17 protein-coding genes are annotated in these 14,798 nt (G+C 64.2%); 4 read left to right on the plus strand and 13 right to left on the minus strand.

Features of this window, described 5'->3' with window-relative positions:
• Window positions 1-13 precede the first annotated feature (13 nt).
• The 4 genes from AV059_RS13600 to AV059_RS13615 are packed head-to-tail and all read right to left on the minus strand — an operon-like array spanning window position 14 to window position 5,536.
• Entirely contained in the window at window positions 14-1,057 is a 1,044-nt protein-coding gene (locus AV059_RS13600) for a cytochrome b/b6 domain-containing protein (RefSeq protein ID WP_058995199.1), read from the minus strand.
• Complete coding sequence (locus tag AV059_RS13605) at window positions 1,054-1,464, minus strand: hypothetical protein (protein WP_058995201.1); 411 nt, start codon at window positions 1,462-1,464, stop codon at window positions 1,054-1,056. Before AV059_RS13605 ends, AV059_RS13600 begins: the two co-directional genes overlap by 4 nt.
• Window positions 1,461-2,123 (minus strand): 4Fe-4S dicluster domain-containing protein, encoded by a 663-nt coding sequence (locus tag AV059_RS13610; RefSeq protein WP_058995203.1) that lies wholly within the window; start codon window positions 2,121-2,123, stop codon window positions 1,461-1,463. Before AV059_RS13610 ends, AV059_RS13605 begins: the two co-directional genes overlap by 4 nt.
• Before the next feature lie 11 nt (window positions 2,124-2,134).
• Window positions 2,135-5,536 carry a formate dehydrogenase subunit alpha gene (locus tag AV059_RS13615; RefSeq protein WP_058995205.1) on the minus strand — a complete coding sequence of 1,134 codons (3,402 nt, stop codon included), beginning with the start codon at window positions 5,534-5,536 and terminating at the stop codon, window positions 2,135-2,137.
• Window positions 5,537-5,769: 233 nt separating this feature from the next.
• Here AV059_RS13615 and AV059_RS13620 point away from each other — a divergent pair, with 233 nt between their 5' ends.
• On the plus strand, window positions 5,770-7,905 hold the full coding sequence (locus tag AV059_RS13620; RefSeq protein WP_058995206.1) for a hydrogenase iron-sulfur subunit: 2,136 nt from the start codon (window positions 5,770-5,772) through the stop codon (window positions 7,903-7,905).
• Window positions 7,902-8,528: a molecular chaperone gene (locus AV059_RS13625; protein WP_058995209.1), complete on the plus strand. Its 627-nt coding sequence runs from the start codon at window positions 7,902-7,904 to the stop codon at window positions 8,526-8,528. The genes AV059_RS13620 and AV059_RS13625 overlap by 4 nt, the downstream gene beginning before the upstream one ends.
• 8 nt (window positions 8,529-8,536) lie before the next feature.
• On the opposite strand, the gene AV059_RS13630 is transcribed toward AV059_RS13625, so the two are convergent.
• The 3 genes from AV059_RS13630 to AV059_RS22995 are packed head-to-tail and all read right to left on the minus strand — an operon-like array spanning window position 8,537 to window position 9,172.
• Entirely contained in the window at window positions 8,537-8,770 is a 234-nt protein-coding gene (locus AV059_RS13630; protein ID WP_058995211.1) for a hypothetical protein, read from the minus strand.
• A complete protein-coding gene (locus AV059_RS13635) occupies window positions 8,763-9,038 on the minus strand; it encodes a hypothetical protein (RefSeq protein ID WP_011223557.1) in 276 nt (91 codons plus the stop codon). The genes AV059_RS13630 and AV059_RS13635 overlap by 8 nt, the downstream gene beginning before the upstream one ends.
• The gene (locus AV059_RS22995) at window positions 9,038-9,172 is read right to left on the minus strand and encodes a hypothetical protein (RefSeq protein ID WP_255356148.1); all 135 of its coding nucleotides are present in this window, start codon (window positions 9,170-9,172) and stop codon (window positions 9,038-9,040) included. The genes AV059_RS13635 and AV059_RS22995 overlap by 1 nt, the downstream gene beginning before the upstream one ends.
• A 111-nt stretch (window positions 9,173-9,283) precedes the next feature.
• Between AV059_RS22995 and AV059_RS13640 the strand changes: the two genes are divergently transcribed.
• Window positions 9,284-10,501 (plus strand): hypothetical protein, encoded by a 1,218-nt coding sequence (locus AV059_RS13640; protein ID WP_058995213.1) that lies wholly within the window; start codon window positions 9,284-9,286, stop codon window positions 10,499-10,501.
• Between the two features lie 60 nt (window positions 10,502-10,561).
• On the opposite strand, the gene AV059_RS23000 is transcribed toward AV059_RS13640, so the two are convergent.
• Genes AV059_RS23000 through AV059_RS13660 form a run of 6 tightly spaced genes read right to left on the minus strand, consistent with a single transcriptional unit; the run spans window position 10,562 to window position 14,094 of the window.
• Window positions 10,562-10,696, minus strand: coding sequence for a hypothetical protein (locus AV059_RS23000; RefSeq protein WP_255356149.1), 135 nt, complete (start codon window positions 10,694-10,696; stop codon window positions 10,562-10,564).
• 44 nt (window positions 10,697-10,740) lie between these two features.
• Window positions 10,741-11,085 carry a hypothetical protein gene (locus AV059_RS13645; RefSeq protein WP_195156659.1) on the minus strand — a complete coding sequence of 115 codons (345 nt, stop codon included), beginning with the start codon at window positions 11,083-11,085 and terminating at the stop codon, window positions 10,741-10,743.
• Window positions 11,082-11,225, minus strand: a complete 144-nt coding sequence (locus AV059_RS22440) for a hypothetical protein (protein ID WP_004591875.1) — start codon at window positions 11,223-11,225, stop codon at window positions 11,082-11,084. Before AV059_RS22440 ends, AV059_RS13645 begins: the two co-directional genes overlap by 4 nt.
• Complete coding sequence (locus AV059_RS13650; RefSeq protein ID WP_058995218.1) at window positions 11,222-11,488, minus strand: hypothetical protein; 267 nt, start codon at window positions 11,486-11,488, stop codon at window positions 11,222-11,224. The genes AV059_RS22440 and AV059_RS13650 overlap by 4 nt, the downstream gene beginning before the upstream one ends.
• A 48-nt stretch (window positions 11,489-11,536) precedes the next feature.
• Window positions 11,537-12,325 (minus strand): hypothetical protein, encoded by a 789-nt coding sequence (locus AV059_RS13655; protein WP_058995219.1) that lies wholly within the window; start codon window positions 12,323-12,325, stop codon window positions 11,537-11,539.
• Window positions 12,322-14,094, minus strand: coding sequence for an aldehyde ferredoxin oxidoreductase family protein (locus tag AV059_RS13660; protein WP_058995221.1), 1,773 nt, complete (start codon window positions 14,092-14,094; stop codon window positions 12,322-12,324). Before AV059_RS13660 ends, AV059_RS13655 begins: the two co-directional genes overlap by 4 nt.
• Before the next feature lie 86 nt (window positions 14,095-14,180).
• Between AV059_RS13660 and AV059_RS13665 the strand changes: the two genes are divergently transcribed.
• On the plus strand, window positions 14,181-14,786 hold the full coding sequence (locus tag AV059_RS13665; RefSeq protein ID WP_058995223.1) for a molybdenum cofactor guanylyltransferase: 606 nt from the start codon (window positions 14,181-14,183) through the stop codon (window positions 14,784-14,786).
• The last annotated feature ends 12 nt before the right edge of the window (window positions 14,787-14,798 follow it).

Raw genomic sequence — 14,798 nt, forward strand, 5'->3', positions numbered from 1 at the left:
GCCCTCAGTGGGTTCAGTTTTCGCTATCGTCTGATTCAGGCTGGCCGCCGTCGGTCTGGGGCTCGCCCCCGTCGGCCGCGGCCGGCGGTTCTCGCTCTGCTTCGAGCTGCTGTTCCCAGCGGATGCGCAGGACGTTTCCGTACATCGACAGCACGAGCCCGACACCGAGGACGACCATTCCGACGTTGATACCGATAGTCAACAGGATGCTCGACGGACCGCCGCCGATGGCGAGTTCGCGGGGCACCGGATAGCCCTCGTCGAAGATGCTCCCAATGAGCACGGAGACGATGCCGATGACGGTCATCGCGCCGAATATCGTCGAGACAGTTCGCCAGGACGGGGACAGCGAGAGGCGTTCGATTCCCGTGGTGTCCGGCTCCTCATCGTCGTCGCCGTGGTGCTCAGGCACCATGCTTCGGGGAATGAACGCTTTCGTCTCGACGGGATAGAAGGCGGGGTGCATCCCGTGCTCGAAGATGTGGAACATGACTCCCATCAGCATGATGACGCCCAGCAGGCCGTGGAACGTGACGAAGGCCATCGCGGCCGCCTTGGTCTGGAACATCGCGGCGAGGCCGGTTTTGCTCCAGATGAGCAGCCCCGAAATCGCAAGCAGGGTCAGCTCGATGGAGAAAATCGCCACGACACCTTTGCCGATGTAGGACAGTAGCGGGACCTCGTCGGCCTTGTAGCCGGCGAACTGCCGCGCGCTCGGGTGTCGTTCGTCGGCTCGACCGAGCACGAACTGGATATCCTGAATGAACGCGTCGACGTCGTCTTTCGCCGGGAGGATTTTCGAGAAGTTGCTCCGGCCGGTCGAGGAGATAAGCTGGAGCGTAATCCAGAAGATGACGAGTGCAACCAGCCCGATGCCGGTGATGCGGTGGATCGCCGTCACGCCTGAAGCCCCACCCATCAGCGTCAGCATCCACCACAGTTCGTCGTTGAACATGATGGCGTAGCCGGTGAAAAACAGCAGGAACACGTCCAGCCCTAGCAGTGAGTGAAACAGGGTCGTCACGCGCGTGAACTTCCCGTGGTCGAGATTGCTCATGCGCCGTCACCTCCCTGTCCATCGCCGCGGGCCGGCGAACCACCGTCGGCCGCGACGGCCTCGCTGGTTTCCTCACCCGGCTCCCGCATCTTGCCTGCCAGACGCTGGAACGCCGCCCAGTGGATGAACACCATCACGAGGATGAACGCGCCGAGGATGACATCGGCCGCGTGGATGAGCGCGATGAGGAAATCGAGCGCGGGGATGGTGTTGCCGAACACCCAGTCCGCGCCGATACCGCCGCCCTCGACGCTCGGGTTGACCCGGTACAGCGATTCATAGCCGAGTCTGAATCCCTGTGCCCAGAACAGCGCCAGCGCCGCGACAGCGAGGCCGGCGACCGCGCTGATGAGCACCGAGACGCGGCTGTAGCCGTTCACCTCCGGGAGGTCTTCTGTGTTCGTCATTGGAACTCACTGGCGTCCTCGCCAAAGATGATGTCCATAGCCACGTCGTTGAAGAACGTGCCGCTGTCCCTGTTGTCCAGTTCGTCCGATATCTGGGCTGGCGTCCCGACCAGGATGGCGTCGGTGGCACACTCCTCGGCGCAGGCCGGCCCTTTGCCGACATCCTGACGCTCCTCACACATGGTACACTTGTCCATGTTGCCACCGCTGCCGACGAGATTGGCAACTCCCTCGTCCTCGCTGGGGAACTGCGGCGCGCCGAACGGACACGCCGAGAGGCAGTACTGGCAGCCGATACAGAGGTCGTCACGAACCCGCACAAACCCATTCTCCTTCGAGATGAGCGAGTCGGTCGGGCACACCGAGACGCACGGCGCGTTCGAACAGTGATAGCACTGCATCGGCACCGCGGTTTCACCGGGCGACTCGCCCTGCCCCATCGCCTGGCCGCTGCTGGCGTTGAGCCCCGATGCGGCTTCTTGGCCTTCGAGCATCGTCGCAATACTGATTCGCTGTTCGTCCCGTGGGACGTCCCACGTACGCTTACAGGAGACAACACAGCCACCACAGTCGATACACGCCTCAACATCCGGGAAGATGCGCGCATCCTCGCCGGTACTCATCACGCCGTCGTGCATCACTTCATTGCCTGTTGACATACTAGCTCACCTCATTGCACCGTCGAGTTGTCACGGACATCGAAGTCCTTCTGTGTCCCGACGTCGTTCACGTCCTGCGGGAAGTCGAACTCAAGGTCCACGTCAATGTTATACCGGTCCAGTACCTCCGGCGTCGCCGGGTTGACCGCGACCATCGATACTTTCGTCTCCTGCATCTGGGTTTCAACGTCATAGCCGCGAGACGTGATGGCGTTCGCTGAGTCCCCGATAGCGTAGGGAACGTGCCCATCAGGGTACTTGTCCTCCAGACTCTCGCCTTTGAACACGCCGCCCCAGTGGTACGGCAGGAACACTTCCCGGTCGTTCGGCCGGTCCGTCACGCGGGCTTTCACCAGCACGGAACCGCGGTCCGTCGAGGAGATGACGACGAGGTCGCCGCCGTCAATGCCGAGTTCTTCCGCTTTGTTCGGCGTTATCTCAGCGTACATATGCGGCTGGAGGTCGGCGGTGTGGATGTTGTTCCGCGTCTCCGCACCACCGCCCTGATGTTCGACCTGCCGGCCGCTGGTCATGATCGTGTCCAGATCTGGCCCATCGTCCTGATTGTGGATGATGTCCGTGGCCCGTTCCTGCTCTTTGAGGTTGTTCTGGTCGAGCCGGTAGAAGTTCCGCTGCTGGCCGTTGGCCGGCCACTCGTTCAGCAGTTCCGTGTCCGGCCCCTCGATGGGTTCGCGGTGCACCGGCACCTTGTCGAGGAAGCTCCAGACGACGGCCCGCGCCCGGCCGCGCCCGGTCGGCGCGTCAGGCTGTTTGAAGTCATACTGCTCATAGAATTCGGGCTCGACGCCTTCCCCGATCATCGTTTCAAGATACTCGTCGAACACTGCGCTCCCGGTGTCGGGGTTGTTCAGCGCCTGCGCGGCGGTGTACACCGACTCCTGATTGTCGAGCGCGTATTGCTGTGGGATGGTGAGTTCGTCCGGCTGTACCTCCTGGGTCGGGTCGACGAGGCTCTGTGGTGGCGTCACCTTCCAGCCCGGGTACTCCGGAATGCCGTGGATCATGCCGTCCGCGGCCGTGTCGGCGTCGTCGGCCCATTGGGGGTTGTACGGTGCCCGGGTCAGATCGAGCGCTTCCTCCTGACTCTCGTATCGGTCGCCGACGGCATTGAGCGTCTCCTGCATCGGGTAGTCGTCGTCTGTCGGCATATCGGCCCAGTCTTCGGGCGTGGGTGCCGAGACGCCCCAGCGGGTCCGGAAGTCCTGGCCCCCGTTGTTGGGGTCCAGGTCGTCGTTCCAGATAATCGGCGTCCCCGGATGGTCCTCGCCCCAGCAGGGCCAGGGGAGCATCCAGTACTCGCCTGCAACCGGCGTCCCCTCGGCACCTTTGAGATCCTCGTTGGAGAACGCGTAATCGTACTCCAGATGTTGCTGGAGCCGTTCGGGTGTCTGCCGGTAACCGATAGTGTTCGTCCCGAGGTTGAACTCGCGGACGACGCCCTCGTATGAGGACTTCCCGTTGTATAGCTCCGAGCCCGCGCCCCAGTCGAAGTGCTCGCCAAAGCCCAGATAGCCAGCCAGTTCCTGCATGATCTGGAGGTCGGGCTTGGAGTTGTGCGCCGGCGAGCGGACCGGTTCGGACCACTGGACCGACCGGTTCGTGTTGGTCAGCGAGCGGTAATGCTCGTACTGACTGGACGCCGGTAACAGCAGCACCGGCGGGCCGTCCTCGTAATCCGGCAGCACGCTCGCGACCGAAGGGAACACGTCAACGACGACCAGCAGATCGAGGTTCTCCATGCCCTCTTTCATCTGCTCCATTTCGCTGATGGAGTTCGCTGAGTGCCCCCAGAAGACCGCGATCTTCGTCTGGTCGGGCTGGTAGATCGGCGTTTCCTGATACCGGTCTTCCTTGTCGAGGGCAGACTCGAACCAGCGGGCCACTGTCAGCCCGTTCTGGAACATCATCGAGTTCTCCGCCGGGTTGCTCGGCCCGTGGTCGGCGTTCGGCGGCAGCGAGTCCGCGTCCGCACTCCCTTCATACGTCGGACTCTGTCGGACGTACTTGTCCGGCGGCATCAGCTCGAACCGGTTGTACATGTCCGCAAACGACGTGTCGCCGCTGGTCTCGGGGGTTCGGTCCCAGATTTCAGCCCACCATGACCACCCCCCCGCAGACAGACCGTAATATCCCGGCAGGATATGGCTGGCGACCGCGAGGTCGGTCGCCCCCTGGACGTTTGCGTGTCCACGCATGACCTGCAGGCCGCCGCCGCTCCTGGCCGCACTTCCGGAGGCGAGACTTGCCATCGCGTACGAGCGGATGTTCTGGGTCCCGTTGTTGTGCTGGGTCCCGCCCATCGCCCACTCGATCTGGACGTGTGGTCGGGCCTCGTCGATCATGTCAGCGATGCGCTCGATGTCCTCAGCGGACACCCACGTGATCTCCTCGACCGTCTCCTTGTCGTACTCGTCGAGTTCCGCGTCGACGTCTTCCCAGCCCTGCACGCGGTCAGTGAGCATATTCTGCCCACTTTCGTCCGCGTCGGGGTCCATCGCGAGCCCGTGCTTGTCGCGGAGCTCTTTGATGATCCCCATCATCAGGGCCACGTCGGTGCCCGGACGGAACCGCATGAACTCGTCGGCGTGAGCCGATGTCTTCGTGAACCGCGGGTCCAGATTGAGGATGGTCCCGCCCCGTTTCTGCCCTTCGAGGATGTGCTGCATCGCGATGGGGTGTGCTTCAGCCGGGTTCTGGCCGATGATGATGTTCAGGTCGAAGTTCCGGTAGTCCTGAACGGTGTTTGTCATCGCGCCGTAGCCCCAGGTGTTTGCCAGCCCCGTGACCGTCGTGGAGTGGCAGATTCGGGCCTGGTGGTCGATGTTGTTTGTACCCATAAACGCCGCCAGCTTCCTGATGGCGTAGGCCTCCTCGTTGGAGTGATGGGCGCTACCGAGCAACATCACGCTCTCGCGGCTGTGCTCCGCGTCGACGTCGACGGCCTCTGCTGGGGCGGTGTCGTCGTCGGGCCACAGCGCCCGGATATCCGTCGCCAGACGGTCGTACGTTTCGTTCCAGCCGAGTTTGCGCCACTCCCCGTCCTCCTGTATCATCGGGTGTTTGAGACGCTTCTCGGAGTGTTCGGTCTCGTAGATGCCGGCCCCTTTCGAGCAGAGCGACCCGGCGTTTATTGGGTGTTCATGCCACGGCTCCATGCCGACGAAGGAATTCCCCTCCCGCTCACCACGGAAGCCACAGCCCACCGAGCAGTAGTTGCAGATCGTCTTGGTCAGTTCGGTGTCCGTGTCTGTCCCGTCCGTTTCCTCACCGTCCTCCTGAAGTGCCCGACCAGCGCCGCTGACGCCGAGGGCGACCCCACCCGCGAGGGCGCTCGCCTTCATAAACGAGCGCCGGTCGAGATCCAGTGAGACTGGTTCCTGTTGAGTGCTCATGGTGAATGGTGCCCACCCATTACCGATGCTGTCCGTGTTTGCCACGAAATCTGGTTTGTCATTGTCTGTCTAGACGTGGCACAAATTCGATGTCATCCATGATAAAATGTGACATAGTTAGGTGTCATAATTCCTGTAATTTTCCGGCCGTCCAAATATTTGGGGTTGAATTCATGAACAGATGTGTGAACACTCCGCAAGGTCTATTACTGCAACAGGATTTTGCATGATTAATGAATACAGGCGCCTTCGTGTGTTCCTGTGGGGGATCGTGTGACATCGACCTCGAAGCGGTACGGGACGGTGTCGATGACGTCGACGTCGTAGCCAGTTCCGAACTGCTCTGTCAGGACGGCTTGGCGGGGATGTCACAGGTCATCGAGGAGTACGATCTCGATCAGGTCATCGCGACGACGCCAGAACCGTCGTGTCAGGACCGCATCCGCGGGCTTGCCGATGAACACGACCTCCATCCCGAGGCGTCGGTGTTCGTCGACCACCGGGAAACCAACGCCTGGGTCCACGATGAGACAGCGGCCACCGACAAGACGGCTCGCCTCATCAACGCAAAGCAGACCGGCCTCCGTGAGGAAGCACCGTCGCGAACGGTGTCGAAAGACGCCGGGAACCGCGTCGCTGTCGTGGGTGACCCCGGCGCGGCGCGGTCGCTGACCGACGACGCCGACGTGACGTTCATCGCGGACGGGCGGGACTTCGCCGACGTGGAAGGCCTGAGCAATGTGACGATGGAGCGTGGGCGCGTCGTCGACATCGATGGCTCCTACGGCGAGTACGAACTCACACTGGAAGCCCGCGTCACCGATGACTGCATCGACTGCATGGACTGTGTGCGCGAGGGGCCAGGCGGGATGGTGACGGAGTTCCCTGTCGACATCCATCCGGACGCGCCCGACGGCGAGTGGACGAACATCTGTCCGACCGACGCTATCGACCTGACGGGCGTTACCCGCACCGTTGAAGTCGACCAGGTCATCTACCCCGGCGGCCACGACGACGCCCGCGGCGGTCGATTGGGCTTCTACACCGGGCCGGTCGACGCCGGAACCATCGCCGCAGTCGAATCGCAACTGGGCGGCATCGAGAAGCCGCAGTTCCTCGACCTCGATATGGATGTCTGTGCCGCCGGGGCATCTAGCCAGGAGGGATGTACGGCCTGTGTGGACGCCTGCCCCCACGGCGCGGTCGACCGGCCGACTATCGACTCCGTCGAGTTCGACGAGGTGGCCTGCGAGAGCTGCGGGGCCTGTACGAGCGCCTGTCCGACGGGCGCGACACAGCTCCGCGAGCCCTCGAACCGACGGCTCGCGCGTGAAGTCGAGGCGTTGCTGGAAGACGATTCCGACGAGGGCTTGCTTTCACGTGGCGACAGCGCAGGTATCGACACCCAAGTCATCGCGTTCGTCTGTTCGGAGTACGCGATGGAACGCCTCCGGGCGCACGGTCGCAAGGCTGTCCGTTCGGGCGACCTTGACTACCCGCCAATCCTCCCGGTTTCGGTCAACTGTACGGACACGGTCGGGGAAGCACACGTCATGCACGCGTTCGCGGCCGGTGCGGACGGCGTCGCCATCGTCGGCTGTGGCGGCTCCTGTCTCCACTCCGGTCCGGACCCCAAGCAGGACCTCGTCGACCGGCTCAATCAGGCGACGGCTGACCTTGGGCTCGGTGACCGGGTCGGCTTCTTTGCGCCCGAGGCCGGCAACCCCGAGGCGTTTGTCGAGTCGCTGTCCGGGTTCGTCGAGTTCGGACTCGACGAGACGCCGATACCGGCCGGCGACTACGAGGCAACGGGCCGCAGCGACACCGATCGCGAGGAACCCCGTCCCAACCCCGACTTCGACAGCCACGGCTGGACGCTGGAGAGCGTTCGAGCTATTCTCGAACACGTCGAGCCCGAACGCGGGGTGATTCGCGGCCTGAAGGACTTCGGCGTTATGGATGTCAACGACGCGTGTACCCTGACGCCGACCTGTACGAACCTCTGTCCGACCGACGCCATCCAGCGGACGGGTGAGGGCGAACTGGCGTTCAACCACGCGGACTGCGTCAACTGCGGCCTCTGTGAGGAGGGCTGTCCGGAGACGGCGATTACGATGCACGACGGGCTGGACCTCTCCCTGCTCCCCGAAAACAGGGGCGGCGAGGCTTGGGTGACCACCCACGAGGGCGATATGCTGGAATGTGTCCGCTGTGGCAAGCCCTTCACCAGCGTCGCCTCCGCCGACAAAATCGAGGATGAAGTCGGCGATCAGGTCGAGGGTCTGGCTCCCGACGCCGACCACTCCGTCTTCGAGTACTGCAGCGATTGTCGGAGCCGTCTGCTGTTCGATCAGGGGGAGAAACGATGAACGACGCTGCCGTCTACGAGGCCCGCCTCGAACTGGTCGATTTCGTCATCGACGTGTTCTGGGACGTGCCCGAGGAAGCGTTCGTCGAGCGGCTGTTGAGCAGCGAGGTGCAGCTGCCGGAGGACTCCATCAACGACCAACTCGACGAGGGCTTCGAGATGCTCGAGGCGTGGATCGACGGGAACGCCGACCGGTCGGTTTCGGCGGTGCAGGACGACCTCGAACGGGAGTACACGGACCTGCTTGTCGGCCCGCGACCGCCGGTGTTGCCCCACGAGACGAACTACCGCGAGGACACGGAGTTCATCGGCGAGGGACTCGCCGAGGTCGATGCCAGCTACGCCGCGGCGGGGTGGTCACCGCCCGAGGACTACCCCGAGGAAGACGACTTTATCGCCGTCGAAATGGCGTTCCTGCGGTATCTCATCGAGCGCCAGCGCGAGGGTGACGAGGAGACCGTCGGCTACGAGCGGGTGTTCATCGAGCAACACCTCAGCGAGTGGGTCGTCGACTTCACTGATGAGATGCGCGAAGAGGCTGACGAGGGGCTGTTCCTCGCAGCGGCGCTCATTTGCGAGGGGCTCATCCGCTTCGAGGACGAGATCGTCGCTCAGATCGGGTAGCAGGGTGGCTACCGGATTCGGAGCACGAGCCCCATACTGGCGACGAGCCCAACGATCATCAGCACCTTCACCGCGGGCAGCAGGAACGCCATCGTCTGTTCCATAAAAAAGAGCGACCGCCAGGAGTTGACCGACCGTGCGATGACCGCGACCGCTCCCGCGCCCGCGACCAGCACGCAGAGAAGCGTGACCGAGGCGGCCGCGACGACCCCGAATGGGTTCGCACGCAATCGCTCACGCATCGGGGACCACCCGCCGACCGACGACGAGGACCACGAACAGCGGGACGAGGACGACCAGCAAACGGCTGACGAACAGCCCGATGTAACTGATAGTCGATTCGAGGTGAATCTGCCAGTGCCAGCTCCCCTTGAGCTCGGCGATGAGACCGATCGTGCCGACGACAAGCAGTGACAGCGCCAGCAGCGTAGCGAGGGTGTAGACCAGAATCCGAAGATATCCGAGGAGTGAGGCGGCGGTCAGCCGGGAGTTCGATTGCTCGGTGGCCATCAGGTACCCTCTCCGGTCCAGTGCTGCTGATAGATATCGTACGTGATGACGGCGAGGACGACCAGCCCGACACCGAGGACCGCCGCTCCCATGTCGGGTGGAAACGGGAGATCCAGCCCCGATTTGGAATGCATGAAAGTGATTAACATGGAGTGTGATACGGACTGCCAAACAAAAACCATTGCGACCTGTTCCCTTGAGACAACGTTTTTCTCCGCGTAGCCCTACCCTTGTGATATCATACCATGAATTCGCGCCGAGGGCTGCTGCTTCGACTCTCCGCACTCACCGGAGCAGCCGGCCTCAACGGCTGTTCGTCCCTGCTGGCCAGGCAAGCGGAGTCGCCGACGGGTGACCTCGACCCGAACCCGCGAGCCGACGAACTCCCGATACGGCAACACGCCTGGAACGAGCGCCTTCGGAGCGACGGCGCTGGCAACGACCTGTTGCCACGTCATTTCCGACTGTTCATGCTCGACCTTGATGCCGCCCCGTCGGATTCTGCCGCGGAGACCGTCGAGCTAGCGATGCGGTCGCTGGAAGACGCCTACGAGTTCAACAGTGCAGGGCTCCTGCATATGCTCGCCTGGGGGACGAGCTATTTCGACACCTATGGCTCGCTCGATTCGTCTCCGATACGCAGCCCGCGGGTCCTCTCCCGGACCGACGACCCCGACCTGCAGTCTTTCGACGCGATGCTCGTCCTTGCGAGCGACGTTCCCTCAAACCTCGCCGCCGCCGAGTCGGCGATGTTCAACACGCGGCCCAGGCTTGCGGCTGCGGAGATTCAGGGTCGACTCGGCGACGTGTTCTCTGTCGTAGACCGCCGCGGCGGGTTCGTCGGCGAGGGACTTCCAGCGGCCCACGCCGGCGCGGAAGGCGTCCCCGCCGATATCCCCGAGGAGTCCTATATGTTCTCGGGCTTTTTCGCCGGTCGGTCCGGCACGCAGGCCAGCGAGGACCGCGTCACCATCGGCGACGGCCCCTACGCCGGCGGGACGACGATACACCTCTCGCGAATCAACGAGGCCTTCGACAACTGGTGGGAACTCGCCCAGTCCGACCGCGTCAAGCGACTGTTCTCGGCGGAGTTCTCCCCGGAGGACATCGACAGAGGTGACCTCTCCTTCGCCGACATGGTTCGCGAACACGCGAGCAGCGAGGGAGCGGTCGGCCACTTCGAGAAAGTGGCCCGCGCCCGCAAGGACGGGGAGCCGCTGCTCCTCCGGCGCGACTTCAACACAATCGACGGCGGTCAGGCCGGGATTCACTTCCTCTCGCTCCAAGCACGCCCGCGTGATTTCGAGGAAGTCCGGGACGCGATGAACGGCTGGTGGCTCCGGGAAGAACACGAGGAACTCCGGGACCGACAGAACAACGGCCTGCTGGAATTTATCGAAGTCGCGTCACGCTCGAACTTCTACGTCCCGCCGCGTGACAAACGGGCCTTCCCGGCCCCGTAGCTGTCGCTCACGCGCAGGGTGGGCCACGAAAATAGGACAAGACCTGACGCCGATAGCGGTTCACTCTTCGTCGTCGTCCGTCGTCGTGTCGTTCTGGTTCACGTCGCCCGGCCAGACGCCGTGGTCCCAGACCTCGAAACCGTTGAACGTCTCTGTCGCACCTTGGGGTTTCCACTCGGTTTGTTCGTGTGCCATTGTACATCAACTGTCACAGTGTCCGGGCTTAAGTTTTGGTGCCGTCACTCAGACGGCGTTCCCGGCGGTTTCTGCTCGTCCGTGACCTCATCGAGGAACGCGTTGGCGTAGAGGTCGACGTGCATCTTCAGAACCATGCTCTCGTCGATGCCGCTCTCTTCGGCCTGTCGACGGAGCAACGCGGCCAGTTCCTCGGTCGGTTCGTACCGTATCTCGCGGCCGTCGACCTCGAACGCAACGTCGTGGGACTGGGAGACGAGATGTTCGATCTCCAGTAACGCCTGCTCGACTTTGGTCTCCATCGCCTCGTCGATGTCCTCTAATCGCCGGTCGGCCCACTCCTGGGCCGCCTCGTACAGGCGGTCACTCACCTCAAAGGCGAGCGTCAAAACGACACCCCCTCGCCCTCGAACTCGGGCGTCCACAGCGTCGTCTCCTCACACACTGGACAGTTCTGTCGGCGCGGTTGTCCCTCGAACGCCGAGAGGTCTATCATCTGCCCGCATTCCTCACAGCTGTAGTACGTCATTCTTCGGATGGGGGCCACGACTGTGGGGCCGGGTCCGACTCGGTCATCTCGGAGTACAGGACCACGAGCGCTCCGAGCACGATGGTCAGCACCAACACCCCAGCGATGCCTCCCAGCGCGTTCTGGCCGACAAACGCCGCTGTGCCGGTCGCGAAGTCGATGGTCGACGCGACTTCGAACAGTGTCAGTAACAGCCAGACGAACGCACCCAGTACCACGAATGTGAGTATCTTCGACTGTTGGATCGCGGTTCGGAGTGTCATTGTCGTTCGTGTATGACAATGACCAGCAAGCGTTATAAGTATACGGCGTCACCCGTCGACGAGGTCCCACTCCGCCTTCTCGGCGGCGTCGGCGAGCGGGACGAACTCCCAGCCAGTCCGCTCTGCAATCGGCTCGTCGTCCGGACGGCCCACGAGGACCATCCGTTCGGCGTAGAACATCGAGTGCTCGTCGATATCGGCGAGCCGCTCGGCCGGTTCCTGCCCCGCGCCGCTGAAGAAGTCGGCGTCGATGCCGTGGTCGCGCTGGAACTTGTTGATGACGAACGCATCCACGTCGCCAACAATGCCGACCCAGTCGGCCCAGGCCCGCGCTTCCTGAAAGACCCGCTGTGGGTTCGCAAACTGCCGGGCCGCGTCGTAGGTCACGGCCATCGTCATGTCGTCGATACCGCCGCCGTGCGGACCGCTCGCTTCGACAGCCGACTCGTCAGCAGCGGGGTCCTTGGCGACGTTCGAGGCCGGGTCAGTGTCGGCCGCGGCCGCGCCGCCCGCGCCGCCGCTGTCCGTCGGGATGCCGACCGGCTTGTTCTTGTTCTCCCGCGGGACGTGGGGGACCGCCTGGCCTCCGAGGTCCGCGCTGGCGGCATCGCCGCCGTTCCCGCCGTCACCAGTGTCTGCGTCGGTACTCGTCCGTGTGGCCGCGTCGGGACCCTCTCCCTCAGCGTCGCTGTCGGGCCGCACCGATTCAGTCCCAGTCGCTCCGGGGTCGGGTTCGTCCTCGGGGTCGCCCTCGCCGCTCCAGAACCAGTCGCCCCGGTTCGGCGTCTCTTCGTCGTCCTGTACGTCGAGTTCGTCGAGGTCGATTTCGTCTGTCATTCTCCCAGTGTCGTCTCCGCTCGCAATGTCGACTGGTCGACGGCGTCCGTGAGGCCGAGTCGCTCGATTGTCTCGGAAGTGGGGCAGCCGTCGGTGTCCCAGCCGCGCTGCCTGTAGTACTCGTCGAGCATCGCATCGAAGGATTCGGTGTCGATTGCCGCGCCCGCGTTCGGGCCTGAGTCGAGCGGTTCCTGCAGTTTCGCCGGCAGTTCGTCGTCGGCTCGGGAAACGCCCTCACGGACGTTGAACAGGCGCGTGAGCGTCCAGACCCGCTCGCCAACCGTCGCGAGGTCGCCATCCGTGTCCAGTCCGACGGCGTCGAGCCATTCCGCGCCGAGGTCGTCGAAGGCGTCGCCGACGAAGTCGTCGACGACGAGACACCACAGCGCCGAGCGCTGGTCCTGTTCGCGGATGACGGCTGCGGCCGCCCGCTCGGGACTCCAGTCACCGTCGAAGGCTTCCCGCTCGATGGGGAGCGCCCGCCGATGACAGGCCCCGCGGTCGCTGGTCGCGTACGCCAGCGCCATGCTCCGTGCGCCGCGGGGGTCGTACGCGGGCAGTTCCATGGACTTGATCGTCGGCAGGAGGTCGTCCCCGCCAAGACGAGCCGAGGCCGCGTCAACGCCGTCGGCCAGGGCGTCGCCGAGCGTCGACTCCCGCGCGACGATTTCTTCGAGGAGCGCTCGCGCGTCATCGGGACTCCCGTAATCGATCGATTCCGCAAGCAGGCCGGCGTCGCCGGCTTTGATAGCCCACGCGACGGCGCTTCCGGCGCTGATGAGGTCAAGCCCCAGCCGGTTGCACGTCTCGCCCAGCGCCGCCACGGCGTCGAAGTCGTCGATTCCGAGCCCAGCCCCAAGACTCATGGCCGTCGCCCCGCGTGGAATGGTCTCGCCGTCTTCAGTCTGGACGCGGAAGCCGCCGGGGCTGCTCTCGTCGTCATACTCCCGTCCCGCGGCGAGTTCCTGCACGGCCTCGATACCGACGCTGTCGGCCCCCTCGAACTGGCCGTCCTCCCAGCCGTGCGTCGAGAGTGCGCCGACCTCGTTGGCGAAATCGACCGTCTCGACGGTCCCGCTGGCGTTGAGCCACTGTCCGGTGTCGCCCTCGCGGTACCGCTTGGCGTACTGCTCCCGTAGCTCCGCGAGGTCCGTCGGCGGCTCACCGCGGACGACGACGGCTTTCAGCCGTTTTGCGCCCATCACTGTTCCGGCACCGCCCCGCCCCGCGTGGTGTTCGCCGCCGTCAGAAGCGATAGTCGCGAACGCGACGCCCTGCTCGCCCGCCGGGCCGATACACGCCACCGCAGCCTCGGGGAACGCTGCGTCGGTTTCGGCCGTATCCTGCCCCCACGTCTCGGCAGGTTCAACCGTCGCGCCGTCGTCCTCCACGACGAGTTTGACCGGCTCTTGGGCACGTCCGGTAACCAGAATCCCGATGTGGTCCTGCAGCGCGCCGGCCAGCGTATCCGGGAATGTCCCGCCCGCATAGGAGTCGAGGAAGCCGCCAGTCAGGGGCGACTTCGTGACCGCCGCGTAGCGTGTCTCGCCGGGGAGCAGCCCGGAGACCGGCCCGAGCATGAACAACAGGACGTTCTCAGGGCCTAGCGGGTCGATGCCGGCGTCGAGTTTGTCGTACAGGTATCGGGCCCCGAGTCCCTTGCCGCCCACAAACTGGCGACGCCAGACCTCCGGAACCGGACAGCTCTCGACCGATGCCGACGACAGGTCGACGTGGAGCATCCGGTCCCGATTGGCTACTGTCATCATACCTCACTCTTCCGTCTGTCGACTAAAGGATTATCCCCACCAATCATGCACGAAGCGCCTTTCCGCCAGCCCCGAGAAGTCGGGATATGCGCGCTGGAGTCATTGTCGCAGGCGGCCGGTCGACGCGGTTCGGCGACAGCGACAAAGCCGTCGCCGACCTCGCTGGGACGCCGATGATTCGACGCGTCGCCGACCGCCTCGGCGAAGCCGTCGACGAACTCGTCGTGAACTGCCGGGAGGACCAGGTCGAGGCCATCGACGCGGCGCTGTCGGACCACGCGCTTGACCCGACGTTCGCGCTCGATGAGGACCCTGACCAGGGACCGATGGCTGGCATCGCAACCGGGCTGGGGGCCGTCGACAGCGAGTACGCCGCCGTGGTGGCCTGCGATATGCCTTTTGCCGACCCGACATTCGTCGACTATCTGTTCGAGCGAGCGGCGTCCCACGAGGCCGCAGTTCCGCGCCCGGACGAGTGGTTCCAGACGACACAGGCGGTGTACCACGCCGAGGCGATGCGGGTGGCCTGCCGGCAAGCGCTGGAACGCGGTGAGCACAAGGTCGTCGAACCGCTGTTCGACCTCGATTACGTCGTCGTCGAGCGCGAGGCCGTGCTCGAACACACCACGCTAGAGACGTTCGAGAACCTCAACACCCGCGAGGAGTTCGAAGCCGCGGCCAAACGGTTCTGAACGAGCGGGGGC

Origin of the sequence: Haloarcula sp. CBA1127, assembly GCF_001485575.1 — an archaeon.
Lineage (GTDB): Archaea > Halobacteriota > Halobacteria > Halobacteriales > Haloarculaceae > Haloarcula.

What these genes read in the sequence shown, in the direction of transcription:
- AV059_RS13650 (WP_058995218.1), bottom strand. Translation starts at nt 11,488, where the DNA reads ATGACACTCCGAACCGCGATCCAACAGTCGAAGATACTCACATTCGTG.
- AV059_RS22995 (WP_255356148.1), bottom strand. Translation starts at nt 9,172, where the DNA reads ATGCATTCCAAATCGGGGCTGGATCTCCCGTTTCCACCCGACATGGGA.
- AV059_RS13665 (WP_058995223.1), top strand. Translation starts at nt 14,181, where the DNA reads ATGCGCGCTGGAGTCATTGTCGCAGGCGGCCGGTCGACGCGGTTCGGC.
- AV059_RS13655 (WP_058995219.1), bottom strand. Translation starts at nt 12,325, where the DNA reads ATGACAGACGAAATCGACCTCGACGAACTCGACGTACAGGACGACGAA.
- AV059_RS23000 (WP_255356149.1), bottom strand. Translation starts at nt 10,696, where the DNA reads ATGGCACACGAACAAACCGAGTGGAAACCCCAAGGTGCGACAGAGACG.
- AV059_RS13640 (WP_058995213.1), top strand. Translation starts at nt 9,284, where the DNA reads ATGAATTCGCGCCGAGGGCTGCTGCTTCGACTCTCCGCACTCACCGGA.
- AV059_RS13610 (WP_058995203.1), bottom strand. Translation starts at nt 2,123, where the DNA reads ATGTCAACAGGCAATGAAGTGATGCACGACGGCGTGATGAGTACCGGC.
- AV059_RS13605 (WP_058995201.1), bottom strand. Translation starts at nt 1,464, where the DNA reads ATGACGAACACAGAAGACCTCCCGGAGGTGAACGGCTACAGCCGCGTC.
- AV059_RS13600 (WP_058995199.1), bottom strand. Translation starts at nt 1,057, where the DNA reads ATGAGCAATCTCGACCACGGGAAGTTCACGCGCGTGACGACCCTGTTT.
- AV059_RS13630 (WP_058995211.1), bottom strand. Translation starts at nt 8,770, where the DNA reads ATGCGTGAGCGATTGCGTGCGAACCCATTCGGGGTCGTCGCGGCCGCC.
- AV059_RS13635 (WP_011223557.1), bottom strand. Translation starts at nt 9,038, where the DNA reads ATGGCCACCGAGCAATCGAACTCCCGGCTGACCGCCGCCTCACTCCTC.
- AV059_RS13620 (WP_058995206.1), top strand. Translation starts at nt 5,770, where the DNA reads ATGAATACAGGCGCCTTCGTGTGTTCCTGTGGGGGATCGTGTGACATC.
- AV059_RS13615 (WP_058995205.1), bottom strand. Translation starts at nt 5,536, where the DNA reads ATGAGCACTCAACAGGAACCAGTCTCACTGGATCTCGACCGGCGCTCG.
- AV059_RS13660 (WP_058995221.1), bottom strand. Translation starts at nt 14,094, where the DNA reads ATGATGACAGTAGCCAATCGGGACCGGATGCTCCACGTCGACCTGTCG.
- AV059_RS13625 (WP_058995209.1), top strand. Translation starts at nt 7,902, where the DNA reads ATGAACGACGCTGCCGTCTACGAGGCCCGCCTCGAACTGGTCGATTTC.
- AV059_RS22440 (WP_004591875.1), bottom strand. Translation starts at nt 11,225, where the DNA reads ATGACGTACTACAGCTGTGAGGAATGCGGGCAGATGATAGACCTCTCG.